Annotated in this window: 25 protein-coding genes; 13 read left to right on the forward strand and 12 right to left on the reverse strand. The window is 64.9% G+C overall.

Annotated elements, in window-relative coordinates:
- Nucleotides 1–4: 4 nt before the first annotated feature.
- Nucleotides 5–583: a TetR/AcrR family transcriptional regulator gene (locus ACFJIU_RS20570; RefSeq protein ID WP_379063016.1), complete on the reverse strand. Its 579-nt coding sequence runs from the start codon at nt 581–583 to the stop codon at nt 5–7.
- Nucleotides 584–690: 107 nt separating this feature from the next.
- On the opposite strand from ACFJIU_RS20570, the gene ACFJIU_RS20575 reads away from it, so the two are divergent.
- Nucleotides 691–1200, forward strand: coding sequence for a DinB family protein (locus tag ACFJIU_RS20575; RefSeq protein WP_379063018.1), 510 nt, complete (start codon nt 691–693; stop codon nt 1198–1200).
- A 32-nt stretch (nt 1201–1232) separates the two neighbouring features.
- Here the strand turns inward: ACFJIU_RS20575 and ACFJIU_RS20580 are convergent, their stop codons facing one another.
- Complete coding sequence (locus ACFJIU_RS20580; protein ID WP_379063020.1) at nt 1233–1784, reverse strand: AAA family ATPase; 552 nt, start codon at nt 1782–1784, stop codon at nt 1233–1235.
- A gap of 237 nt (nt 1785–2021) precedes the next feature.
- Here ACFJIU_RS20580 and thrS point away from each other — a divergent pair, with 237 nt between their 5' ends.
- Nucleotides 2022–3248 carry a threonine--tRNA ligase gene (thrS, locus tag ACFJIU_RS20585; RefSeq protein ID WP_379063022.1) on the forward strand — a complete coding sequence of 409 codons (1227 nt, stop codon included), beginning with the start codon at nt 2022–2024 and terminating at the stop codon, nt 3246–3248.
- A gap of 92 nt (nt 3249–3340) precedes the next feature.
- Here thrS and ACFJIU_RS20590 read toward each other — a convergent pair whose 3' ends face one another.
- The 10 genes from ACFJIU_RS20590 to ACFJIU_RS20635 form a co-directional block, all read right to left on the reverse strand.
- Nucleotides 3341–4906, reverse strand: coding sequence for an FGGY-family carbohydrate kinase (locus ACFJIU_RS20590; RefSeq protein WP_379063024.1), 1566 nt, complete (start codon nt 4904–4906; stop codon nt 3341–3343).
- A gap of 273 nt (nt 4907–5179) precedes the next feature.
- Complete coding sequence (locus ACFJIU_RS20595; protein WP_379063026.1) at nt 5180–6658, reverse strand: mannitol dehydrogenase family protein; 1479 nt, start codon at nt 6656–6658, stop codon at nt 5180–5182.
- A gap of 56 nt (nt 6659–6714) precedes the next feature.
- Nucleotides 6715–7488, reverse strand: a complete 774-nt coding sequence (locus tag ACFJIU_RS20600) for an L-iditol 2-dehydrogenase (protein ID WP_379063028.1) — start codon at nt 7486–7488, stop codon at nt 6715–6717.
- Between the two features lie 31 nt (nt 7489–7519).
- Nucleotides 7520–7909: a VOC family protein gene (locus ACFJIU_RS20605; RefSeq protein ID WP_379063030.1), complete on the reverse strand. Its 390-nt coding sequence runs from the start codon at nt 7907–7909 to the stop codon at nt 7520–7522.
- Between the two features lie 7 nt (nt 7910–7916).
- On the reverse strand, nt 7917–8915 hold the full coding sequence (locus ACFJIU_RS20610; RefSeq protein WP_379063032.1) for an ABC transporter ATP-binding protein: 999 nt from the start codon (nt 8913–8915) through the stop codon (nt 7917–7919).
- A gap of 27 nt (nt 8916–8942) precedes the next feature.
- Nucleotides 8943–9767 (reverse strand): carbohydrate ABC transporter permease, encoded by an 825-nt coding sequence (locus ACFJIU_RS20615; RefSeq protein WP_379063034.1) that lies wholly within the window; start codon nt 9765–9767, stop codon nt 8943–8945.
- A 9-nt stretch (nt 9768–9776) separates the two neighbouring features.
- Nucleotides 9777–10649 carry a carbohydrate ABC transporter permease gene (locus ACFJIU_RS20620; RefSeq protein WP_129411320.1) on the reverse strand — a complete coding sequence of 291 codons (873 nt, stop codon included), beginning with the start codon at nt 10647–10649 and terminating at the stop codon, nt 9777–9779.
- Between the two features lie 262 nt (nt 10650–10911).
- Nucleotides 10912–12222, reverse strand: a complete 1311-nt coding sequence (locus ACFJIU_RS20625) for an ABC transporter substrate-binding protein (protein ID WP_379063037.1) — start codon at nt 12220–12222, stop codon at nt 10912–10914.
- Nucleotides 12223–12488: 266 nt separating this feature from the next.
- Nucleotides 12489–13451: a sugar-binding transcriptional regulator gene (locus ACFJIU_RS20630; protein WP_379063039.1), complete on the reverse strand. Its 963-nt coding sequence runs from the start codon at nt 13449–13451 to the stop codon at nt 12489–12491.
- Nucleotides 13452–13559: 108 nt separating this feature from the next.
- Nucleotides 13560–13811 (reverse strand): hypothetical protein, encoded by a 252-nt coding sequence (locus ACFJIU_RS20635; RefSeq protein WP_379063041.1) that lies wholly within the window; start codon nt 13809–13811, stop codon nt 13560–13562.
- Between ACFJIU_RS20635 and ACFJIU_RS20640 the strand changes: the two genes are divergently transcribed.
- Genes ACFJIU_RS20640 through ACFJIU_RS20690 form a run of 11 tightly spaced genes read left to right on the forward strand, consistent with a single transcriptional unit; the run spans nt 13804 to nt 24193 of the window.
- Complete coding sequence (locus ACFJIU_RS20640; RefSeq protein WP_379063043.1) at nt 13804–14505, forward strand: HAD-IB family phosphatase; 702 nt, start codon at nt 13804–13806, stop codon at nt 14503–14505. The two genes, ACFJIU_RS20635 and ACFJIU_RS20640, sit on opposite strands and share 8 nt — an antisense overlap.
- A gap of 14 nt (nt 14506–14519) precedes the next feature.
- Nucleotides 14520–15956 (forward strand): aspartate aminotransferase family protein, encoded by a 1437-nt coding sequence (locus tag ACFJIU_RS20645; RefSeq protein ID WP_379063045.1) that lies wholly within the window; start codon nt 14520–14522, stop codon nt 15954–15956.
- Between the two features lie 4 nt (nt 15957–15960).
- A complete protein-coding gene (locus ACFJIU_RS20650; protein WP_379063046.1) occupies nt 15961–16884 on the forward strand; it encodes an arginase in 924 nt (307 codons plus the stop codon).
- Entirely contained in the window at nt 16881–17249 is a 369-nt protein-coding gene (locus tag ACFJIU_RS20655) for an EamA family transporter (protein WP_379063048.1), read from the forward strand. Before ACFJIU_RS20650 ends, ACFJIU_RS20655 begins: the two co-directional genes overlap by 4 nt.
- Nucleotides 17249–18124 carry an alpha/beta hydrolase gene (locus ACFJIU_RS20660; protein ID WP_379063050.1) on the forward strand — a complete coding sequence of 292 codons (876 nt, stop codon included), beginning with the start codon at nt 17249–17251 and terminating at the stop codon, nt 18122–18124. The genes ACFJIU_RS20655 and ACFJIU_RS20660 overlap by 1 nt, the downstream gene beginning before the upstream one ends.
- Nucleotides 18099–19352 carry a GNAT family N-acetyltransferase gene (locus tag ACFJIU_RS20665; protein ID WP_379063052.1) on the forward strand — a complete coding sequence of 418 codons (1254 nt, stop codon included), beginning with the start codon at nt 18099–18101 and terminating at the stop codon, nt 19350–19352. The genes ACFJIU_RS20660 and ACFJIU_RS20665 overlap by 26 nt, the downstream gene beginning before the upstream one ends.
- Entirely contained in the window at nt 19349–19735 is a 387-nt protein-coding gene (locus ACFJIU_RS20670; protein WP_379063054.1) for an EamA family transporter, read from the forward strand. The genes ACFJIU_RS20665 and ACFJIU_RS20670 overlap by 4 nt, the downstream gene beginning before the upstream one ends.
- Entirely contained in the window at nt 19732–20241 is a 510-nt protein-coding gene (locus ACFJIU_RS20675) for a DUF2147 domain-containing protein (RefSeq protein ID WP_129411329.1), read from the forward strand. The genes ACFJIU_RS20670 and ACFJIU_RS20675 overlap by 4 nt, the downstream gene beginning before the upstream one ends.
- Before the next feature lie 25 nt (nt 20242–20266).
- Complete coding sequence (locus tag ACFJIU_RS20680) at nt 20267–22030, forward strand: ATP-binding protein (protein WP_379063056.1); 1764 nt, start codon at nt 20267–20269, stop codon at nt 22028–22030.
- The gene (locus ACFJIU_RS20685) at nt 22005–23381 is read left to right on the forward strand and encodes a sigma-54-dependent transcriptional regulator (protein ID WP_379063058.1); all 1377 of its coding nucleotides are present in this window, start codon (nt 22005–22007) and stop codon (nt 23379–23381) included. The genes ACFJIU_RS20680 and ACFJIU_RS20685 overlap by 26 nt, the downstream gene beginning before the upstream one ends.
- Nucleotides 23378–24193: a MipA/OmpV family protein gene (locus tag ACFJIU_RS20690; RefSeq protein ID WP_379063059.1), complete on the forward strand. Its 816-nt coding sequence runs from the start codon at nt 23378–23380 to the stop codon at nt 24191–24193. The genes ACFJIU_RS20685 and ACFJIU_RS20690 overlap by 4 nt, the downstream gene beginning before the upstream one ends.
- Nucleotides 24194–24244 lie beyond the last annotated feature (51 nt).

Below are 24244 nucleotides of genomic sequence, written 5' to 3' on the forward strand. Positions count from 1 at the left end.
CCGGCTAACCGGCCAGATACAGGCGGATCATCCTGACCAGTTCGTCGCGGATCTGCGTTTTACGCAGCGTGCCGCGACGCGCTGCGTTGTGGATGACGCCGTCGATGGCATCCGACAGCACAAGGCCGACGACGGCTGGATCCCTGTCCTGCGGCCGATAGACCGCCGCTGCTTCCGTGTAGAACGCGAGGTATTGCCGTTCGATCTGGCTGTTCTGGTCGCGATAGGCTTCGAGCCCAGGCGCTTCGTCCAGCAGCACCCGGTGCAGGCCGGGATGGACGCTGTGTGCCTCGACGATGTTGGCCACCAGCGTCCCGGCGAAATCGGCGAGAGGCTGGCGCCGCGCCAGCGCGGTTCTTACTGCGGCGAGGCTGTCATCCAGATGATGGCGGCGGATCGCCCCCACCAGCGAGATCTTGTCGGGGAAATACTGGTAGAGCGAACCGACGCTGACGCCCGCCGCCTCCGCGACCTTGTTGGTGGTGAAACCGGCCCATCCCTGCTCGCTGAGAATGCGAGCCCCGGCCTCGACGATCGCATCGACCGTCGCCCGCGACCGCGCCTGTCGCGGTTCCTTGCGCATCGATGGCTGCCGCTTTGCAATGCGAGTAGACAATTTCGCGCCCTCGCCAAAATATAGAGACATTACTCACATTTTCGCGGCAGGGACAGGTTTCGGCAATGCAGGAAATGCTTCGCACCCTTTATGGCTACCAGGCCTGGGCAAACAATGAGCTGTTCGACAGGCTGGCGCTGATTGACCCGCAGGCACACGCGGCGGAACTGCACACCGCGCTGCGGCTGATCAGCCACCATCACGTGGTTGCCGAGATCTTCGCCGCACATCTCAGCGGCACCAAACACCACCACACGTCGGACAACACGGTGGAGACGCCGACGCTGGATGCGCTGCGTGCTTCGGTGGCAGCGACGGACGGATGGTACCAGCAATATGTCCTCGACGTCCCGGACGACCAGCTCGACGAGGCGATCGCCTTCACCTTCACCGATGGCGACAAGGGCACCATGACACGGCATGAAATGCTGCAACACGTCGCCCTGCATTCGGCGATCCATCGCGGCGAGGTCAGCCGTATCCTGGTACAGCTTTCGATCACGCCACCCTGGGACACGCTGGCGGTCTACCTGCATCGGACGCAGCCGGCGCGCCGCGAGCAGGAGTTGCGACCGACCGGGTGAAGCCCGCTTCCCATATGTAGCCCCGGCAGCGGTCAAGCCGGCATACCTTCCAGCCAGCCGGTTTTTGCCAGAACGATCCTGGCCAGTTCAACCGGCGTCCTGCCGTCCGTTGCCACCACGATCAGGCCCTCGGCATTTTCGTCGGCCATGCGCCGTGCCTGCCGCAACGAGCGTTCGGCCTGCGCGTCCGCACCCGGGCCGATCTCGCGCTGCGCCAGCCGGGCGAGCAGCGCCGGCTCGCCCGCGGTGAGGCGCACGACGGTGATCCGGGCATCGGGTATGGCGGCCAGGATCCAGCGCCTGTCGAAGGCAAGGTGCTGCATCACACCCGACATGATCAGGCGCGTGTGCCCCAGCGCCCGGTAGGTCGACCAGATCGCCGCCAGGTTGATGCTGCTGACGTCGATGGTGCCCGGCCACAGTCGAGCGAGTTCCTCGGTCGTCGGCTTCGGGAACACCCTGTCGAGTTCGTCGGTTTCGACAACCGCGTGCGTGATCTGCGCGGCGGCAAGCTCGGCGCTCAGCGCCCAGCAGAGCGTGGATTTGCCGACACCCGCCGGCCCGGTAACCAGCAAAAGCTGCATTCTGCCTCTTTCAATTCCGCGCCGGCCGACCCGCCGACATTGACAATCCGCCAAACCATACCCATAGCTTCAGCCATGAGACAGATGTTTGCCTCCGTCACGACCACGACGACCATCGCTTTGCGGTGGCCGGTCGTCTGATGCGCTGAACAAACAGCTTCTCGACCCCCAGCCCCGCCGGATCGTGCGGGGTTTTTTGTTCCTTTCGCTGTCCGGCATTTTTTCAAGGACAGAACCATGGAACAAGACGATCACCGTATCCTGGCCAACCGACTCGACCTCTTCCATTTCGAAGAGGACGCCCCCGGCATGGTCTATTGGCACCCGGCAGGCTGGCATCTGTTTCGCCAGCTCGAGGACTATGTCCGAAGTCGCATGCGCCAATCCGGTTATGAGGAGGTGCATTCGCCGCAGCTCCTGCCGCGCAGCCTGTGGGAGCGCTCCGGACATTGGGAAAAGTTCCGCGACAACATGTTCGTGATGCCGCGCGAGGGCGGTCGCGACATGGCGCTGAAGCCGATGAGCTGCCCGTGTCATATCCAGATCTTCAACGCCTCGCTGCGTTCCTGGCGCGACCTGCCGATGCGGCTTTGCGAATTTGGAGCATGCCACCGCGACGAGCCCTCCGGTTCGATGCATGGCCTGATGCGGACACGCGGCTTCGTCCAGGACGATGCGCATGTGCTTTGCCAGTCGGAGCAGGTCGAGGCGGAAGTCGCCCGCTTCGTCGTGCTGCTTTCGTCGATCTATGCCGACCTCGGCTTCGATGACTACGAGGTCGCGCTCTCGTTGCGCCCCGAAAAGCGGGCGGGATCGGAGGCGGATTGGGATGTGGCGGAAGCGCAATTGCTGGCCGCGGCACGGGCTGCCGGTCTCGAGCCCGTCCTGCAGCCCGGTGAAGGCGCGTTCTACGGGCCGAAACTGGAGTTCGCGCTGCGCGACCGGCAGGGGCGCTCGTGGCAGTGCGGCACCATCCAGCTCGACTTCGTGCTGCCGGCGCGGCTCGACGCTTCCTATATCGACGCCGGCGGCAACCGCGCGGTACCGGTGATGCTGCATCATGCCGTGTTCGGCTCGATGGGCCGCATGATCGGCATCCTGCTCGAACATCACCAGGGCAAGCTGCCGTTCTGGCTGGCACCGGTCCAGGTCGCCATCCTGCCCGTGGCCGAAGACCAGCACGGCGCCGCGCGGGACTTCCAGCAGCGTCTCGTCGCGGCCGGGCTGCGGCCGCGGCTTTTCGATCAGGCGGAGACACTGTCGCGGCGCATCGTCAGCAGTCACGAGTTGCTGATCCCGGTCGTCGCGGTTCTCGGCAAGCGAGAGGCGCAGGAAGGTTCCGTCACCCTCAAATCGAGGCAGGGACAATGGACGATTGCTCTGGACGAGGCTGTTGCGCGGCTGCTTGCGGCATCCAGCCAGAAAGCGGAAACGCTGCAGAGCAATTCCAGGAAAAGTGCGTAGCGGTTTTCCGTTCGGAATTGCGCAAAAACAAAGAGTTAGAGCGTTTCCGCGTTTCCGTGAAAAACGGAAACGCTCAACTGACGCGCCGTCTCTCACTGCAGCGCGTCGAGTGCCTGGCGCTGCCGGTGCATTTCGAGGAACACGCGATAGTCGCGGTCGAACCGGTCGAGTGCGGCCGGATTCGGCCGCCGCTCGCGGCCCGGCTGGCGCATGGCGGCGCAGGCCTCGGCCAGGCTGGGATGAAGTCCGGCCGCCGCCGCCGCCGCCATCGCCGTACCGAGCAGCACGGCATCGCCGCTGTCTGATTCCAGTACCGTGCAGCCGGTGACATCGGCGTAGAGTTCCATCAGCAGCGGGTTGCGGGTGTGGCCGCCGGTGACATGCAGCGTGTCGATGACATAGCCGTTGGCGTTGAGGGCCTCCAGCACATGGCGCACGCCGAGCGCGATGGCTACGGCGGTGCGCCAGTAGAGCCGTGCCAGGCTGTCGAAGGAGGAGTCCAGCGTCAGCCCGCTGATGACACCCAGCGCGTGCGGGTCGGCCAGCGGCGTGCGGTTGCCATGGAAATCCGGCAGCACATGCAGCCGCGCGGCAAGATCCAGCCCTTCTTCGGCGCGCAGCGTCATGACGCGTTCGACGATGCGGCGGTGGGTGGCGGCATCGGGCTCGCGGCCATGCCAGCGGATGATGTGGTCAAGCAGCGCGCCAGTGGCCGACTGCCCACCTTCGCTCAGCCAGAGACCCGGCAAGGGGGCGCCGAAATAGGGACCCCACATGCCGGCGAAGGCACGCGGCTCTGCCGACATCGCCATGACGCAGCTCGACGTGCCGGCGATCAGCGCCAGATGCCGGTCGACATCACTCAGGCCACCGATGACGCCGAGCGCACCGGCGAAGGCATCGATGAGGCCGGCGCCGACACGGCAGGCCGTGGTAAGGCCGAGCGCGGCGGCGGCCTCTTCAGTCAACGGACCGAGATCGCTGCCGACCGGGCTGGGTCGATCCGGCAGCGAGCCGTGCTCGAAGAGGTCGGCCAGGCCCACGGCCTCGAAGAAATCCGGCCGCCAGCCGGTCTGCTCATGGGCAAGGAAGGTCCATTTGGCGGTGAGCGTGCATTGCGAGCGGGCAAACGAACCGCAGGCCTTGTAGGTGAGGAAATCGGCAAGGTCGAAAAGCTGGCCGGTACGCGCCCAGGCGTCCGGCAGATGCCGCTTCACCCACATCAGCTTCGGCGTCGCCATCTCCGGCGACATCACCCCGCCGACATGACCGAGCACGCGGTGGCCGGTGGCCGTGCATTCGTCGGCCTCGGCCAAAGCGCGATGATCCATCCAGACGATGGTGTCCCAGCGCTCGCCGCCCGCCTTTGAAACGCCGACCTGCTCGCCGTTTTTGCCACGAAACACGTTGGAGCAGGTGGCGTCGAAGGAAATGCCGGTGACGTCTTCCGCCGCCACGCCGGCAGCCTCGCGAGCAGCGCGCATCGCCTCGCAGGCGGCAGCCCAGATGTTCTCCGAATCCTGCTCGTAGTGGCCGGCATTGGCCTGGTTCATGGCGATCGGCCGCTCGGCGCGGGCAAGCAGCCGGCCGTTGCGGTCAAACAGGCCGGCGCGCGCGCTGCCGGTACCGACATCGATGGCGGCTAGCACCGGCGCCATCAGTATGGCTGGACCTGTGAAGCGGCCGTCGGGGCCGATGTTCCGGACGACCCGCAGGCCCGTTCCGGCTGTGGCAAGAGGATCGAAAGGGAGGCATCGGCGCGCGGCATGGGGCGCACTCTATATGGGCATTTTGCCCGGCGCTACCGCCTGCATGACGTCGATGGCTGGGGCAGAGCGGAATGCGATTCCGGTGAATTGCTGTTCCGCTCCATGTCTTTGTTTTGTCGCATGATCCCTATCCGAAAACTCTGCAGCTTTTCGGGATCATGTTCAGAGTTTCCCCGCCAGATAACGTGTCAGCGTCTCGCGCGCGCCGACATCCCAGACCGTGTTCAAGGCGTGGGAGAAGGCGACGGCAAAGGCCGGCGAGCGACCGACTTCGCCATAGATGTCCTCCATGGAAAGCCAGGCCGACGGGTCGGTCCTGGCAACCCGCGCGGCCGCCTGCATGCGGTCCCAGTTGGGATCGTTGGGTTCGATCACCGCGCCGGAATCGGTGGTGCCGAAGCAGTAGCGGCACCAGAAGGCGGATTCGAGCGCCAGCCCCGCGACGCCGGCACCGGCCTTCAATCGATCTGCGATGGTGGGGATGATGAATTTCGGCTGCCGGTTGGAGCCATCGAGGCAAAGCCGGCGCACGGTGTCGCCGATCTTGGGGTTGGCGAAGCGCCGTTCGATCAGCTGGTAATAGTCCTCGAGGTCGGTATCCGGCACCGGCGGCACGGTCGGGATGATCTCGTCATGCTCGAGTTTGGCAAGAAAGGCCCGCACCAGCGGCTCCTGCATCGCCTCATGTACGAAATGGATGTCCATCAGCCCGGCCGGGTAGGCGATGGTGGCATGACCGCCATTGAGAATGCGGATCTTCATCAGCTCATAGGGCGAAACGTCCGGCACGAACTGCACGCCGACCTTTTCGAGCGCTGGGCGGCCTGCCGGGAATTTGTCCTCCAGCACCCATTGCCGGAACGGCTCGCAGAACACCGGCCAGTTGTCGTCGACGCCGAAATCGGTCGCCAGTATGCCATGCTCGCGCTTGGTGGTGGCGGGCGTGATGCGGTCGACCATGCCATTCGGAAAGGCGACATTGCCGGCAACCCATTCGGCGAGGTCGCGATCGAACAGGCGGGCGAGGCCGATGACGCCGTCGGAGGTGACACGGCCATTGTGAGGGATGTTGTCGCAGGACATCACCGTGAAGGGCTGGACGCGCGCGGCACGCCGGCGCACCAGCCCGGCGAGGATCAGGCCGAACACCGTCTTCGGATGGTCCGGATCGTTGGCGTCGGCGACGATGTCGGGGTGTTCCGGATTGAAATAGCCCGAGGCGGGGTCGATGAAATAACCGCCTTCGGTGATGGTCAGCGAAACGATGCGGATGGCCGGATCGGCCAGCCTGTCGATGATCGCCGCCGTCTCGCCCGGCACCAGGAAATCGATCATCGCACCGGTTACCCGGGCGGCCATATGGCCGTCGTCCTGCTCGACCACGGTGGTCAGCCAGTCCTGTTCGGCCAGCCTGGCGCGACCGGCCTTCTCGCCCTCGAACACGCCCGCACCGACCAGCGCCCAGTCATGTCCCTCGCCCTTGTTGAAGAGATCATCGAGATAGACGGCCTGGTGGGCGCGGTGGAAGTTGCCGACACCGAAATGCAGGATGCCGGCCTTGAGGTTTTCGCGCTTGTAGCCGGGAGCGGCCACCTTCGCGGGCAGCCTGTCCAGATTGGCGAGCGAGAGTTTGGTCGTCATGTCAAAACGCCTTTCGTAGGGCATCTCCGCTTCTCCCCTTGTGGGAGAAGGCAAAATCAACTCATCCACTGGCCGCCGTCGACGTTGTAGGTCTGGGCGACGATATACTCGGCCTCGCTGCTGGCCAGGAAAACCGCCATGCCGGTCAGGTCTTCGGCCCGGCCCATGCGGCCGTAAGGCACGCCCTCGCCGACCAGCTTCTTCTTCTCGCCGAGCGGCCGGTTCTCGTATCTGGCGAACAGGGAATCGACATGATCCCAGTGCTCGCCGTCGACCACGCCCGGCGCGATTGCGTTGACATTGATGCGGTGCCTGATCAGGTCGAGCCCGGCCGACTGGGTCAGCGAAATGACGGCCGCCTTGGTGGCGCAATAGACCGCGACCAGCGCTTCGCCGCGACGGCCCGCCTGGCTTGCCATGTTGATGATCCTGCCGCCTTTGCCGCGCGCGATCATCGATTTCGCCGCTGCCTGCAGCATGAACAGCGTGCCGGCGACATTGACGGCGAACAACCGGTCGTAGCTGGCGCGGCTGATCTCGACGATGGGTGCTGCATCGAACAGAGCGGCGTTGTTGACGAGGATGTCGAGCCCACCGGCCTTGTTTTCGACCGCGGCAATCGCGGCATCGATCGAAGCCTGGTCGGTGACGTCGAGCCGCACCGCATAGGCAGCCGGCCCGATCTCGGACGCGGTTTTTTCCGCCGCTTCCAGGTTGATGTCGGCGATCGCCACCGTCGCGCCTTCGCGCACATAGGTTTCGGCGAACGCACGGCCGATGCCGCGCGCCGAACCGGTGACGATGGCGGATTTGCCTTCAAGACGCTTCATCGGATTGCACCCGCACGGAAAGCCACGGTCGTCATAGGTCCTCGTCCCCGGCCAGCGGTTCGCCGATTTCGACCGCATGGCGATCGGGATCGTAGAAGCGGAACACGCGCTGGCCCCACGCCTGTTCGATGATCGGATGGATCAGGTCGACCTTGCCGCTCAGCCGCGCAAAGCAGGCGTCGATGTCTTCATCCTCGAAATAGAGCAGCAGATTCGGCCGCCCCAGCGGTTCGGGTTTAGGGGGAGCCGCCACTCCCCATACGGTTTCGATCAGCGCCGACGCGTCGTGGATGGCGAAATGCCCCTTGAAGATGACGATCGTGCCGTGGTCGGCCTTCACCGTCAGGCCAAGCAGATCGCGATAAAAAGCCGTCGCGACGCCAACGTCCCTGACGAAGATGATCGGATTGACGAAGCGCACGGCCGTCTCACAGCGCCTTTCCGTCGGCATCGAAGCGATGCAGCTTGGCCGGGTCCGGCGTCAGGTAGACGATGTCGCCATGGCGAACCCCGATCTCGCCGTCGGCACGCACGTTGATGGTGCCTACATCGTCGGTGTGGACATGCAGGAAGGTGTCGGCACCGAGATGTTCGGCGACGCCGACCTTGCCGCGCCATTCGCCGCTGTTGGAGGCGATCTTGAGATGTTCGGGCCGGATGCCGACGGTGGCCGCATTGTGCTTGGCCGCCGCCGCGCCGGTGACCAGGTTCATCTTCGGCGAGCCTATGAAGCCGGCGACGAACAGGTTCTTCGGGCTGCGATAGAGATCCAGCGGCGAGCCGACCTGCTCGATGTTGCCGGCGTTCAGCACCACGATCTTGTCGGCCATGGTCATGGCCTCGACCTGATCGTGGGTCACGTAGATCATGGTCGTCTTGAGCTGATTGTGCAGCTCCGAGATTTCCAGGCGCATGGTGCCGCGCAGCGCTGCGTCGAGGTTCGACAGCGGCTCGTCGAACAGGAAGGCCGAGGGCTGGCGCACGATGGCGCGGCCGATGGCGACACGCTGGCGCTGGCCGCCGGAAAGCTGGCCGGGGCGGCGCTCGAGATAGTTGGTCAGGTTCAGCACGCGGGCGGCATCGCCGACCTTCTTGTCGATTACCTCCTGGCTTTCACCGGCCATCTTGAGCGGGAAGGCGATGTTCTTGGCCACCGTCATATGCGGGTAGAGCGCATAGGACTGGAACACCATGGCCAGCTTGCGCTTGGCCGGCGCCTCGTTGGTGACGTCGCGGCCATCGATGGAGATGGTGCCGCCGCTGGTGTCTTCCAGCCCGGCGATGAGGCGGAGCAGCGTGGACTTGCCGCAGCCGGAGGGGCCGACGAACACGACGAACTCGCCGTCCTCGATGTCGAGGTCGATGTTGGGAATGATCGACGTCGCCCCGAAGGACTTGGAGACATTCCTGAGAGCGATCTTACCCATTTTGTCCTCCTTGAGCTTCCCGGCGCATCACTTCACCGCGCCGAAGGTCAGGCCGCGCACCAGCTGCTTCTGGCTGAACCAGCCCATGATCAGGATCGGTGCGATGGCCAGCGTCGATGCCGCCGAGAGCTTCGCCCAGAACAGCCCCTGCGGGCTGGAGAAGGACGAGATGAAGGCGGTCAGCGGAGCCGCGTTGGTGGTGGTGAGGCGGATGGTCCAGAACGCCTCGTTCCAGGCCAGGATGATGTTGAGCAGCATGGTGGAGGCAATGCCCGGCACCGCCATCGGCGTCAGCACGTAGATGATCTCGCCCCACAGCGTGGCGCCGTCCATGCGCGCCGCCTCCAGGATCTCGCCCGGGATCTCGCGGAAATAGGTGTAGAGCATCCAGATGACGATCGGCAGGTTGATCAGCATCAGCATCACCGTCATGCCGATGCGGCTGTCGAGCAGGCCGAGATTGCGGAAGATCAGGTAGATCGGAAACAGCACCGCCACCGCCGGCATCATCTTGGTGGAAAGCATCCACATCAGGACGTCCTTGGTGCGCTTGGTCGGTGAGAACGCCATCGACCAGGCGGCCGGGATCGCGACCACCAGGGCCAGCACCGTCGAGCCCAGCGCCAGGATGACCGAGTTCATGAACGGCTTGAAGTAGTTGTACTGCGACTGGACTTCCGCATAGCTCTCCAGCGTGCCCGACGGGATCAGGCTGAAGCCCTGGATCGCCTCCTGCTCCGACTTGAAGGAGGTGATGATGGTGTAGAGGATCGGGAAGAAGATCACGAGCGCTACGGTCCAGGCCGCAATCGTTGCGATCGTCTTGTGCCGGTTGGTGACGGCGCGTGCCATTGCAGCCTCCTACTTGTCCAGGTTCTTGCCGACGGCGCGCATGGCGAAGAAGGCAACGATGTTGGCAAGGATGACGGCGATGATGCCGCCGGCGGACGCCTGGCCGATTTTGTATTCGAGCAGGGCCTTCTGGTAGACGAGGAACGGCAGGTTGGTAGACGCGTAGCCCGGCCCGCCATTGGTGGTGACGAGGATTTCGGCATAGACCGAAAGCAGGAAGATCGTCTGGATCAGCACCACCACGGTGATGGCGCGCGAGAGATGCGGCAGCGTCAGGTACCAGAAGCGCGACAGAATGCCGGCGCCGTCCATTTCTGCCGCCTCCTTCTGCTCGCCGTCCAGCGACTGCAGCGAGGTGAGCAGGATCAGCGTGGCGAAAGGCAGCCACTGCCAGGCCACGATCACGATGATCGAAAACAGCGGATATTGCGCGAACCAGTCGATCGGTTGCGCCCCGAAGAAGCGGGCTATGTCGGCGAATACGCCGTAGCCCGGATGCATGATCATGTTCTTCCAGACCAGTGCAGCGACCGGCGGCATGACGAAGAAGGGCGAGATCACCAGGATGCGCACGAAGCCCTGTCCCCACATCGGCTGGTCGAGCAGAAGCGCGAGCAGGATACCGCCGACGATGGTGATGGCGAGCACCGCGACTACCAGGATCAGTGTGTTGAGAATGGCCGTGATGAAGGCCGGGTTGTTGAAGAACAGCGCGTAGTTCGAGAAGCCGACGAAGCCGTCGCGGATCGGATTCAGCGGGTTGTACTGCTGGAAGGAGAACCACAGCGTGATCGCCAGCGGTACCGCCATCCAGATCAGCAGGAGCAGCACCGATGGTGCGGCCATGAAACGCGCGAGCGTACGGGTCTGTTTGGTTGCCATGGTCTCCTCCAACCGGTTCCCAAGAGCCGTAACCTGGCCGTCGCCGCCGTCATGGCGGGCAGCCTTTCGATCGCCCGGCCGCCCAACGGCCGGGAGAGAGGGAACAGATTACCGCATCTTTTCCAAAAATGACCGCCCGGACCGGGAAGACCCGGGCGGCCAAGGCACCAGGATGTCTCCGGCATCGAACGATGCCTCGAACACCGGGAGGAGCCCTTTGGGCGTCAGCGGATGCCCTTGTCGCCGGCACCCGGACTGCCCTTTACTGGATGTAACCGCCTTCGGTCATCGCTGCCTTGGCGGCGTCCTGTGCCTGCTTGAGTGCATCGTCCACCGACATCTGGCCGGCAAGTGCCGCCGAGAACAGCTGGCCGACCGTCGTGCCGAGACCCTGGAATTCCGGGATCGCCACGAACTGCACGCCGACATAAGGCACCGGCTTGACCGTCGGCTTGGTCGGATCGGCGGAGTTGATGGAGTCCAGCGTCATCTTGGCGAAGGGCGCTGCCTTCTCATATTCCGGATTGGCGTAGAGGGAGCTGCGCGTGCCGGGCGGCACGTTGGCCCAGCCTTCCTTCGAAGCCACGAGGTCAAGATAGCCCTTGCCGGTCGCCCAGGCGACGAACTTCTCGGCCGATGCCGCCTTCTGCGTGCCGGCCGGAATGCCGAGCGACCAGGCCCACAGCCAGTTGCCGCGCTTGCCGAGGCCGTTGTCGGGCGCCAGCGCGTAGCCGACCTTGTCGGCGACCTTGGAGTTCTTGGGATCCGACACGAAGGAAGCCGCCACGGTGGCGTCGATCCACATGCCGCACTTGCCCTGCTGGAACAGCGCGAGGTTCTCGTTGAAGCCGTTGGAGGATGCGCCGTCCGGGCCGTCGGCCTTCATCAGGTCGACATAGAACTGCAGCGTGTTCTTCCATTCCGGCTGGTCGAACTGCGGGTTCCACTTCTCGTCGAACCAGCGCGCGCCGAAGGAGTTCGACATGGCGGTCAGGAAGGCCATGTTCTCGCCCCAGCCGGCCTTGCCGCGCAGGCAGACGCCGTTCACGCCATTGGCCTTGTCGGTCATCTTGTCGGCGGCTTCCTTGATGAAGGTCCAGGTCGGCGCGTCGGGCATCTTGAGGCCGGCCTTCTCGATCAGGTCCTTGCGGTACATGACGAAGGAGCTTTCGCCGTAGAAGGGTGCGGCGTAAAGCTTGCCGTCGACGGAAAGGCCGCCGGCGATCGCCGGGATGATGTCCTTCTGGTCATAGTCGGCGCCGAGATTGTCGAGCGGCAGCAGCCAGTTCTGCTTCGCCCAGATCGGCACTTCATAGGTGCCGATGGTCATCACGTCATACTGGCCACCCTTGGTGGCGATGTCGGTGGTGACGCGTTCACGCAGCACGTTCTCTTCCAGCGTGACCCAGTTGAGCTGGATGTCGGGGTTCTTCTTGGTGAAGTCCTCCGTCAGTTTCTGCATGCGGATCATGTCGCCATTGTTGACGGTGGCGATGGTGATCGTCTCGGCATGCGCGGCGAACGCAAAAGCGCTGGCCGAACACAGCCCCAGGACGAGGGTGCGCAGGTTCATCGATTTCCTCCCAAAGAGCCAAGTGAGCATTTGCCTTAGCTGTGAGCAATTATTCATTCTTCGGGATTTATGTCAAGCCGGAATCCGGCTGCTGCCATCACAGATGACCCAACCCCGGCCGGCCGGAATGATTCCAGCCTCGGCAAGAAGCCGGGCGCCCCAAGGCAAATGGCGGGAAACAATGCCGGACTGGCGAGATGCCCGCGGCTCATGGAGCGGCTGGCAAAGTGATGTCGGATGACGGTCCTGGAAGGGACCTGGCGCGCCTAGACGGCGGTCGCCAGCAGGCCTTCGGCCGTGCGCTCGTCGGTGATCAGACCATTGACGAGGCGCCGCGTCACCGCGGCGAGGATGCCGGGCAGCTTGCGTTCGCCCATGGCGAGCGCCACGACCAGCGAACGCTCCCGCGACGGCAGCGGCGCGGAGGCGACACGGTCGTTGGTGATGCCATCGATCAGGCGGCCATCGCGGTCGAAGGCCCAGCCGACGATCTCGCCGACGGCGCCGGCCTTCTGCAGCGCCTTGAGGTCGGCCTCGGTGATGAAGCCGTCTTCCAGCAGCGGCGCCTGCGGGCCGAGGTCGCCAACGCCGACAAAGGTGATGTCGGCCTGCGCCGCGAGCGCCAGTGTCGGCTGGATAAGCTGCTGGCCGTGCAGCATTTTCCGCTCTTCCGGCGAAGAGGCGATCGCCGGCAGCGGCATCGGGAAGCTACGCGCCTTGATGGTGTCGGCCATGGTGAAGATGACATTGTAGAAGGCAGCCGAACCGTCCGGCGAGATGTTGCCGGTGAGCGAAACCACCTTGTGCTGCGGGCACTCCATCGGCGGCAGCTGTTCGATCGCCGCCTTCAGCGTGCGGCCGGTGCCGATAGCCATGATCACCGGCTCCGGCCGGCGCAGCCACTTCTCGATTTCGACCGCCGCCGCCTGGGCGACGCCGATGGTCGAAGAAGTGGAATCGGGATCGCTCGGCGTCACCTCGACCAGGTCGAGCGCGAAGCGGGATTTCAGCCTGGCGGCAAGGTCGAGGCAATTGGCGATCGGATGATCGACCCGGACCTTGATCAGTCCCTCAGACATCGCCAGCGACACCAGCCGCTGCGCGGTCTGGCGCGAAATGCCGAGCTTCGCCGCGATCTGGTCCTGCGTGTTGCCGGCAACATAATAGAGCCAGCCGGCACGCGCGGCATCGTCAAGCCTGGGATTGCTGGTTTCGGACCGGGCACTCATTGCAACCACTCGCAGGGCAGTCACTTGCGGGGCAACCCCACACGGGTCGGCACGCCAGGAAGACTATCGCCCGCTACTGTCGCAGGGTTTTCGAAAATGCGCAATCGCTCACCGATTAGACAATTGTTCGACAACCATCTTGAAGCCGTCATGGTCTTCCAGGTCACCGCACCATCGTTCAGCGCCGTCTTTCGGGCGACCATGCAGATGCCGTTGCGGAATGCGGCCTCCCTGCTCTCTTCCCGGCAGGTTCCTACAAATTTTGTAGCTGGGAATCACGGAGCAAAAACCGGTTTCCCCTGATTTCCTTCGATTTTTCGACTTGGCACGCGACATGCAGGTGCAGTGCAGCATGAACAAGATCGACCTCCTCCCCCTGCCCCCCGTGCAGTGCTTCATCGATTTCGATGGCACGATATCGCTGGAAGACACCACCGACCTGCTGCTCGCCCAGTTCGCGGAACCGGCATGGCGTACCGTCGAAGCCGCCTGGGAGCGCGGCGTCATCGGTTCGCGCGAATGCATGTCCAGGCAGGTGGAGCTTCTGCGCGTCGAGCCGGTCATGCTCGACCTGTTCGCCAACTGCCTGCGCATCGACCCGGGCTTCGTACGCTTCGTCGAGGCGCTGCAGGCCAGCAACATCAGCGTCACCATCGTCTCCGACGGGCTGGACCGCGTCATTGCCCACGCGCTCAAGGGTTACGGCCTGGCCCTGCCGGTTCTCGCCAACGAGCTCATGCATGCCGGCGGCGACCGCTGGCAGCTCGGCTGCCCGCACGCTTCCGACAGCTGCCGCGCCAGCTCCGCGCACTGCAAATGCGCCAGCTTCGACCGTGCACCCGACAGCGCGCTGCGCGTGCTGATCGGCGACGGCCGTTCGGATTTCTGCGCTGCCTCCATCGCCGACATGGTGTTCGCGAAAGGCAAGCTCGCCGACCATTGCCGCACCAACGGCATCACCTATCGCAGCTTCGGCAATTTCACCGACCTGCCACCGCTTTTCTCCGACTGGCTGGCCAGCGCCATGGCCGTCCAGTCCACCCACCTTCTGTAACAAGGACCTGACCTATGCCCACCAACGCCGCCCTTCGGCTCGAAGCCGATTCCGAGCTTGAACGCAGCGAGGCCGAACTGCTCGCGCTCGAGGCCACCTACTGCTCGCATGGCGACACCGTGCACTACACAGATTTCCCGAAAATCTTCGACCGCTGCGAAGGCTCCTACATGTTCGATGCGGCCGGCACGCCGTTCCTCGACCTGCAGATGTGGTATTCGGCGGTCAATTTCGGCTACGCCAACCCGCGCCTCAACAATGCGCTGAAGCGCCAGATCGACAAGCTGCCGCAGGTCGCCAGCCAGTACCTGCATCGCGAGAAGATCGAGCTCGCCGCCCTGATCGCGCGCGATGCCGAGCAGAAATTCGGCCACAAGGGCCGCGTGCATTTCAACGTCGGCGGCGCCCAGGCGATCGAGGACTCGCTGAAACTGGTGCGCAACGCCTCGAAAGGCAAAAGCCTGATGTTCGCCTTCGAGGGCGGTTATCACGGCCGCACGCTCGGCGCCTCGGCCATCACCTCGTCCTACCGCTATCGCCGCCGCTACGGCCATTTCGGCGAACGCGCTCAGTTCGTGCCGTTCCCCTACCACTTCCGCGCTCCGAAGGGCATGAACAAGGAAGAATACGGCCTGCACTGCGTGCGCCAGTTCGAGCGCCTGTTCGAAAGCGAATATCAGGGCGTGTGGGACCCGAAGGCCGGCGAGGCCGAATATGCGGCCTTCTATGTCGAGCCGCTGCAGGGCACCGGCGGCTACATCGTACCGCCGATGAACTTCTTCACCGAATTGAAGAAGGTGCTCGACCGCTACAACATCCTGATGGTGGTGGACGAGATCCAGATGGGTTTCTACCGCACCGGCAAGCTGTGGTCGATCGAGCACTTCGGCGTCAATCCCGACGTCGTCGTCTTCGGCAAGGCACTGACCAACGGCCTCAACCCGCTGTCCGGCGTGTGGGCACGCGAGGAGCTGATCAATCCGGGCGCCTTCCCGCCCGGCTCGACCCACTCGACCTTCAACGCCAACCCGCTCGGCACCGCCGTCGCGCTCGAAGCCATGAAGATGATGGCCGAGGACGACTATGAGACGATGGTGCCGGAAAAGGGCGCCTATTTCCTGCGCGGGCTTGAGGAACTGAAGCGCCGCCACAAGATCGTCGGCGAAGTCGATGGCCTCGGCCTGGCGCTGCGCATCGAGATCTGCGAGCCGCATGACAGCTATACGCCGTCCAAGGCGCTGGTCGACCGCATGGTGGACGAGTCGCTGAAAGGCGATCTCGTGCACAACGGCCAGACCTACGGCCTCGTGCTCGACATCGGCGGCTACTTCAAGAACGTCATCACGCTGGCGCCGTCGCTGACCATCAGCCACGCCGAGATCGACCTGGCGATCGCGCTGCTCGACCAGCTGTTCACCCGCGTCACCAAAGCCCACGGAAACAAGGGGTGAGCGGATGCGCCTGCGCATCGTCGATCTCGACGGCGCCGTGACGGGACAGGGCTTCCACAGCACCCGGACCGAACCAGCCGACATCGTGCCAGCCGGGGACCTCGCGCCCCGGCTGCGCATCGTTGCGAGCAGGCGTGCGCTGAGCGAACTCGGCAAGCGCATCGGCCCGCGCACGAACGGCAATGCCGAGCTGATCTTCTACGGCTCGGGCGACTTCCATCATCTCGCTGACCTGTTCCTCGGCCGTGCGGAAGAACCGGTGACGGTGATCCAGTTCGACAATCATCCCGACTGGGTGACGTTTCCGGCGACGTCCAACTGCGGCGGCTGGGTCAACCGCACTCTGGAGCGGCGCAACGTCGCCCGCGTCGTCACCATAGGCCCGACCAGCACCGACCTGGTGCTGCCGCAGATCAAGTCGGCCAATCTGCAGGCGATCCGCGACGGCCGCCTCGAAATGTATGCCTGGCGCGTGCCGGCGACGCAGCTCGTCGGCAAGGCGGTCGAAAGAGGCGGCGCCAAGACCTTTGGCGACGGCTTCGCCAAGCGGCTCATCTGGCGCAACCTCGCCGACGAGGACTGGCAGGGCTTTGTCGACGAGCTGATTTCCCGGCTCGGGCCGGAAGCGCTGTGGATCACCTTCGACAAGGACGTGCTGGCCACCAGTGAAGCCGTGACCAACTGGGCCCAGGGCGCCATGCGGCTCGACCAAGTTCTGTACGCCATCGAACGGCTGGCCGCGCACCGGCGCATCCTCGGCGTCGATGTCTGCGGCGACTATTCGCCGCCCGAGTTCCGTGACCCCTTCCGCTACACGCTGGCCAGGCTCGACCACCCGCGCCAGCCGAAATTCGATGGCGCGATGGCCGCGGTCAACAACACCACCAATGCCCGCATCACGGCAAGGCTCGAACAGGTGCTGGCATGAGTACCGAACTGATCATCCTGTTCGTGCTGTCGATCGTCTGCGACGTGTTCGGCCAGATCGCCTTCAAGTTCGGCGCCGACGCGTTGCCGGAATTTTCCGCCCAGCGCTGGCAGCCTTTCGCCCGCGCCCTGTTCGCCGACCGCTGGGTCGGGATCGGGCTCGTCATCTATGTCGCCGAGTTCATCATCTGGGTGCGCATCCTGACGCTCGCCCCGCTCGGCATCGCCTTTCCCCTCGCCAGCCTCAACATCCTCGCCATCACGCTCGCCGGGCGCCTGTGGCTGGGTGAAAAGACCGGCCCCTCTCAATGGCTCGGCGCGCTGCTCATCACGGCAGGCGTCATTCTCGTCGCAGGTACGATCTGATGGTTGAAACACCCACGAAACTGCAGTCCAAGGACCGCACCATTTTCTTCCCGCGCGGCGATGTCGGCGTGCTGCTCCTGCACGGGCTCGGCGGCACGCCGATCGAGATGAACAACGTCGCGCGCAATTTCGCCGAGCGTGGCCACACGGTGCTGTGCCCGACGCTGGCCGGGCATTGCGGCACCGAGGCCGACCTCGTCGCCACCAACTGGAAAGACTGGTACGCCAGCGCCGAAGACGCGCTGACCACGCTGGAGCAGCGTTGCCGCGTCGTGCTGGTCGGCGGCCTTTCGATGGGCGCGGTGCTGGCAGCCATGCTGGCGGCGCGCCAGCCGCAGCGGGTGCACGGCCTCATCATGTTCGCGCCGACGCTCTGGTATGACGGCTGGTCGATCCCCTGGTACCGTTTCCTGCTCAAGCTGTTCATCAACACGCCGAGCGGCCGCAAATACCGCTTCGTCGAACAGGAGCCATACGGGCTGAAGGACGAGCGCCTGCGCATGGTGCTGGCGCAGTCGATGTTCTCCGGCGATTCCACCGCCGCCGGCCTCGAAGCGACGCCGGCGCTCGCGCTGCGCGAGCTGTGGCGGCTGGTCGATGCGCTGAAGCCGGAACTGCCGGAGCTGCGCCAGCCGACGATGGTGGTGCATGCGCGCGAGGACGACATCGCCAGCCTGAGCAACCTCGAATATCTGCAGCGCAACCTCGGCGGCACGGTCGAGTCGCTGGTTCTGGATGACAGCTACCACCTCGTCACGCTCGACCGGCAAAGACGGCTTGTCATCGCCAGAGCTGCCGCCTTCGTCGAGAGCGTCGCCCGATCCTACGAACGCGCAGGGGCGCATGAGCATGAGCGGCTTCAGGTTGTCGCCTGACGCGTTGCCAATTCAGGGCGGCGGCGACATCGTCGACGGGCGGATCCAGCAGGGTGACATCGTCGCCGGACGGGCAATGCATGGCGACATCGTTGCAGGTCTGTCTGCGCTCGATGCAGCCTCATGGCCGGCGACGAGCTGCAGCAACGCCGAAGGCATCCACTATCACGCTGCCTGCGAGGTTTCGGCTTCGGCAGACGGCACGGCACCGCTCGCCGCCGCCGTGATCGACAGCCGTGGCCTGGCGATGGCGACGCCGCTGTTTTCGTTGACCTATCGGCTCGACACCCCGTTCCAGGGTTCGCTCGGCGCCTGGACCAGCCGGCTGGTCGACCGGTTCCCGGGATTGCTGGCGCTCGGCCTGCTCGGCGTCGGTTCGCCGATGGCCGACCATTGCCATTTCGTGCGCCGCGACTGGCTGTCGGCCAGCGAAGGCACCACCGCGCATGCCCTGCTGATCGATGCCGTGGAGCGCGAGGCACGCCGGCGCAGGGCCGCCGTTATCGTGTTCAAGGACGTCGCGCCCGAAGACGAGATGCTGGTCGGCAACCTGCTCGCCGCCAAAGGTTTCACGCGGCTGTCCAGCCTGCCGGTTGCGGTGGCCGATGTCGGAGACACTGAAGACGCCTATCTGGCGCGGCTGTCCAATGCGACGCGCAAGGACATAAGGCGCAAGCTGAAAAGCCGCGACGACATCCGCATCGAAAGGCGCAACGACATCGCCGGGCTGGAGGACCAGATCGCCGCGCTCTACCGCTCGACGCAGGAGAACAGCAAGCTGCGCTACGGCGACTTCGAGGAATTGCCGCGCAGCTATTTCACGGAGGTGGCGCGGCGCCTCGGCAAGGATGCGGTGTTCCAGCTCTATTGGGTCGGCGATCGTCTCGCCGCCTTCAACCTGCTTCTGGTGGGGGCGGACCGCGTGATCGACAAGTTTCTCGGCATGGCCTACCCGCTGGCGCGCGAGCACAATCTCTATGTGGTGAGCTGGATGGAGAATCTGCGGTTCTGCAGGGAGATCGGAAAGCCGCTGCTGCAGACCGGCCAGACCGCCTATGCTTCCAAGCTGCGCATGGGCAGCCGACTGGTGCCTTCGGCCATCTACGCCAAGCACACCAATGGGCTTCTGAACCGTGGCCTCGCGGCCGTCGCACCCTGGCTGGCGCTCGACCGCTGGGATCCAGACCTGCGCGAGGCCCGTGCCGGCAGCAAGGCAGGTGGACAATGACCATGTCGGCCACAGGCACCTCCGGCCTGCGCGGCATCATCGCCGGTTTCGTCGTCGTCGACACGGCAACGCAGATCGCCTTCAAATGGGCGAGCGAGCGCATCGGCGCCGGCTCGCTCGACATGGCCTGGGTGCTGGCGGCGCTGACGACGCCGGCACTGTGGCTCGCCGTGTTCCTCTATGCCCTTACTTTCGTGCTGTGGATGCTGATACTGGCGCGCATGGACCTTGGCCGCGCCTTTCCGCTTTCCGCGCTCACCTACGTCACCGTGCCGGCGGCGGGCATGCTTCTGTTCGGCGAACATCTCACCTGGCCGCAGACGGCGGGCATCGCGCTCATCATCTCCGGCGTCCTGCTGATCGGTCGAGGAAAACCGGAATGACGCCCTTCCATCGCAGCATGCAAAAGACCATCGCGCAATGTCTGGCCGCCGCCGCGACCAGCCTCGTGCTTGTCGCCAGCGCCGGTGCTGCACCGGCCGAAGACGTCGCCACCACCTGGCTGACCCATGACGGCCAGGGCGTCGTCGAGATCGCCCCTTGCGGGGGCAAGCTATGCGGACGCATCGTCTGGCTGAAGACACCGACAGACGACAAGGGTGCCGCGCTGACCGACCAGAACAACCCGAGCCAGAAACTGCGCAGGCGGCCGATCTGCGGCCTTGCCGTGCTGAACGGACTTCAGCCCGACAAATCCGGCGGCTGGGACGGCGGCAAGATCTACGATCCGGAGGAAGGCGACACCTACGACGCGGCGCTGAAGCTTGCCGGGCCCGACAGACTGACCGTCACCGGCTATCTCGGCGTCAAGGCACTCGGCCAGACCTTCACCTGGAAGCGGTACGCCCTGCCGGCCGGCCAGCGCTGTTCCACGGCGGCGCAGCAATGAAATCCAGACGGCAACAGGAGACGTCGTGCTCAACGGACTGACCCTGCGCTGGCGGCTGGTGCTTGCCTTCCTCGCGGTCTCCGTGCCGCCGGTGCTGATCGCGTCCTATGTCGCGGCGGTACTGATCTCGTCCAGCTTCAAGCACAATGTCGAACGCTGGCTCGGGCGTGCCGCCGACTTCCTGGTCAGCGAAACGATGAGCAGCGAGGACGAGGCCGACCGCGCCGCCTCCATCCTCGGCGCCTCGCTGCCGACGCATGGCGGCGCGCTGACGGGAGAGGTCAACGAGAACTCCACCTCGCTGCGTGTCTATTCCGACCTGTTGTCGACCGTCGGCTACGACCTAGTGCTGATCTACGACGACAAGGGCAACACGCTCTACCGCTTCGGCAACGCCACGCTGGACATGCCGCTGCCGCGCACGTCGACACGGTCGGTGTTCACTGTGACCAAGGAGGATCGGCCGGGCCTCGTCGTCGGCGCGGCCCGCATGTTCGAGCGTGACGGGCAGGTGCTGCACGTGCTGGTCGCCAACCAGATCGACGATTCCTTCTTCGCCGCACCGCGCGCCAAGACGGCGATCATCATCCACGCCTACCGGCTGCAGGGGAACAACATGATCCCGCTGGTGCGCGAGGGACGTGGCGATCCGCGGACCATATCCGACGACGTGCTGGCCATCCTGAACCGCGGCGACAGCTATACCGTGGTGCCGGATAACGGCAGCGGCGGACTGGCCACCGGCTATGGCGCGATCCGTGACGATTCCGGCCGCCTGGTCGGCATCGTCACTTTCGGCCTGGCGGCGCGGCGGCCGGTGTTCGAGCAGCTGATCGACTGGCGGCTGTTCACCATCCTGGCGCTGATCGCCTCCAGCCTGTCCATCACCGTCGGCATCGTGCTGGCCAGCCGGCTGACCGGGCCACTGCAGAGCCTGAAACGCGGCCTGCGCGAAGTCGCCTCCGGCAACTACCGCCTGCAGCTGCCCGAGCGCGGCGGCCCGGAGATCGCCGAGGTGGCCAGCGGCTTCAACATCATGACGCGCCAGCTCGAACGGCTGCGCCAGATGGAAGGCGAGATGCGCCGGCGCGAACAGCTGGCAGCACTCGGCGAGGCCGCCGCCGTCATCGCGCACGAAATCCGCAACCCGCTCGGCATCATCAAGACGTCGAGCCAGCTGGTGGCGCAGCGCAGCTATCTCGCCCAGCCCGACGAGCGGCTGCTCGGGTTCATCCTCGACGAAGTCAACCGCATCGACCGGCTGGTCACCGAGGTGCTCGACTATGTACGGCCGAACCGGCCGACCATGCGGGTGGTCGCCCTGGACGAGATCGTCAGCAAGGCGATCGACTTCATGGCACCCGAGCTCGACAAGCGCGGCATCACCCGCGATGTCGCGGTGACGGGCGGCCTGATGGTGGAAGCCGATGCCGACCAGATCCACCAGGTCGTCATCAACCTGGTGCTCAACGCCATGGAGGCGATGGCCGACGGCGGCAAGCTGACGGTCAAGGCCCAAGCCGACGCAGAGGCCGCGGAAGCCGTGCTGACCATCGCCGACTGCGGCACCGGCATGGAGCCGGACGTGGTGCACCGCATGTTCGACCCCTTCTTCACCACCAAGACCAAGGGCACCGGCCTCGGGCTCGCCAAAGTGCTTTCCGTGGTCGAACATCACGGTGGCGCGATCACCTGCACCAGTGCCTTGGAGAGCGGCACCAGCATCGTTATACGTTTGCCGTTGAACCAGAAGAAAGGTCCAAATGGCGAGCTCGATCCTGGTCGTTGACGACGAGCCGCGCCTGGCGGAAACGCTGGCACTGGCGCTCGAAGGAGGCGGCCTAACCAGCGACTTCGTGACCAGCGCCGACAGTGCGCTGGAGCGCGTCGAAAACGGCGAGTTCGGTCTGGTCATCACCGATCTCAGGATGCCCGGCCGCAACGGCCGCGACCTGCTGCATGAACTGCGCAGCAGGCGGCCCGAGCTACCCGTGGTGGTGATGACAGCCTATGCCTCGCTGCGCGACGCGGTTGCGCTGGTGAAGGAAGGCGCCTTCGACTACATCTCGAAGCCGTTCGAGATCGACGACGTCATCGCCACCGCCCGACGGGCCTTGCGGCTGACGCAGGTCGTCAACGAGAACCGTCGCCTGCGCGCCGAGCTGGAGGACAGATACAGCTTCGGCAACCTGATCGGCTCCAGCCCGGCCTTCGGCGAGGTGCTGCGGCAGATCGCAGAAGTCTGCGAAAGCCGCGCCACCGTGCTGATCCAGGGCGAGAGCGGCACCGGCAAGGAGCTTGTCGCCCGCGCCATCCATTTCAACAGCCCGCGGCGGGACAATCCCTTCATCGCGGTCAACTGTTCGGCGATCCCGGAGAACCTGCTGGAGAGCGAGCTGTTCGGCCACGCCAAGGGCGCCTTCACCGGAGCGGTCGCCGCGCGCGAGGGCCGCTTCGTCACCGCCAATGGCGGCACGCTGTTCCTCGACGAGATCGGCGATCTGCCCGCCTCGCTGCAGCCCAAGCTGCTGCGCGCGCTGCAGGAGCAGAGTTTCGAGCCGGTCGGCTCGGATCGCAGCGTGAAGGTGGATGTGCGCATCATCGCCGCCACCCATCGCGACCTCGAAGCGGCGATGGACGAAGGCGATTTCCGCGAGGACCTCTATTACCGCCTCGCCGTCTATCCGATGCGCGTGCCGGCACTGCGCGAACGCGCCGGCGACGTGCTACCGATCGCCAGCCATTTCCTCAGCCATTTCGCTACCGAAATGACCAAGAAAATCTCCGGCTTCGCGCCGGAAGCCGAGGCGGCGCTGTCGAGCTATCAGTGGCCCGGCAACATCCGCGAGCTGCAGAATGCCATCGAGCGGGCAACCATCGTCGCTTCCCACAATGTCATCACGCCGCAGGACCTGCCGGGTTATGTCACCCGTGCCCGACGGCAGTCCGCATCGAACCCTGCCGTGCCTTCCGACCTCGATGGCGAGATGGAGCGCATCGAGCGCGACTTCATCCTCGCGGCCCTGCAGGAAAGCGACGGTGTCCAGGTCAAGGCCGCCGAACGTCTGGGTATTGCGGAACGAAGCCTTTGGCATCGGATCAAAAAACTTGGTATCAAGATCGCCAAGACAGCGAAGTGAGGTTGGTTTTGCGTTGGGTTCTGGCTGCTGGCGTTAGCGCGACTCTGCTCGGTTCGGCACAGGCTGCCGACAGCCTCGGCGAAAAGCCGATCGCCTCCAATGACCCCTGGATCATCAGCGTCGGCGGCATGATGACGGTGAGCCCGAAATGGGATGGCTCGTCGCGTTACAGCCTCGGCGGCATGCCTTCGATCTCGTTCCGCCGCGCTTCCGAACCGGAGACCTTCTCGGCGCCCGACGACAATTTCGACATCACCTTCTTCACCGGCAAGCGTTTCGCCATCGGTCCCGTCGCCAGCCTGCGGCCCGGCCGCTCCAGCGAAGGCGGCCGGCTGGAAGGGCTCGGCACCTACCCCTGGACGGTGGAAGCCGGTGTCTTCGCCGAATTCTGGCCGATCGAGGACCAGTTGCGGCTGCGTGGCGAACTGCGTCACGGCCTGCGCTCCAATGACGGCTTCAGCGCCGACCTCGGGGCGGACTATGTGCAGAACTACGGCCAGCTGACGCTCTCGGGCGGCCCCCGCATGGTGCTGGCCGACGACCATGTCATGAACCTCAAATACGGTATCTCGCAAGAGGCGGCGCTGCGCAATGGCAGCGTCGCGGCGTTCGATCCGAAGGGCGGCATCGTCAGTGTCGGCCTGTCGGCGGCGCAGAGCTATGTCTGGTCGAAGGAGTGGACGACCACGCTCTACCAGCGCTTCGACTACATGGTCGGCGACGCTGCGAGCAGCCCGATCGTCAAGGACCTCGGCTCCCGCAATCAGCTCACCTTCGGCGTCGGCGCGACCTATTCGTTCACGGCGGAGTAGGCAGGTTATGCCCGCCCCGGATCTCCAGAGCGGGCTTTGCTCTCGATAGCC

Source organism: Mesorhizobium sp. UC74_2 (assembly GCF_042701485.1).
Lineage (GTDB): Bacteria > Pseudomonadota > Alphaproteobacteria > Rhizobiales > Rhizobiaceae > Mesorhizobium.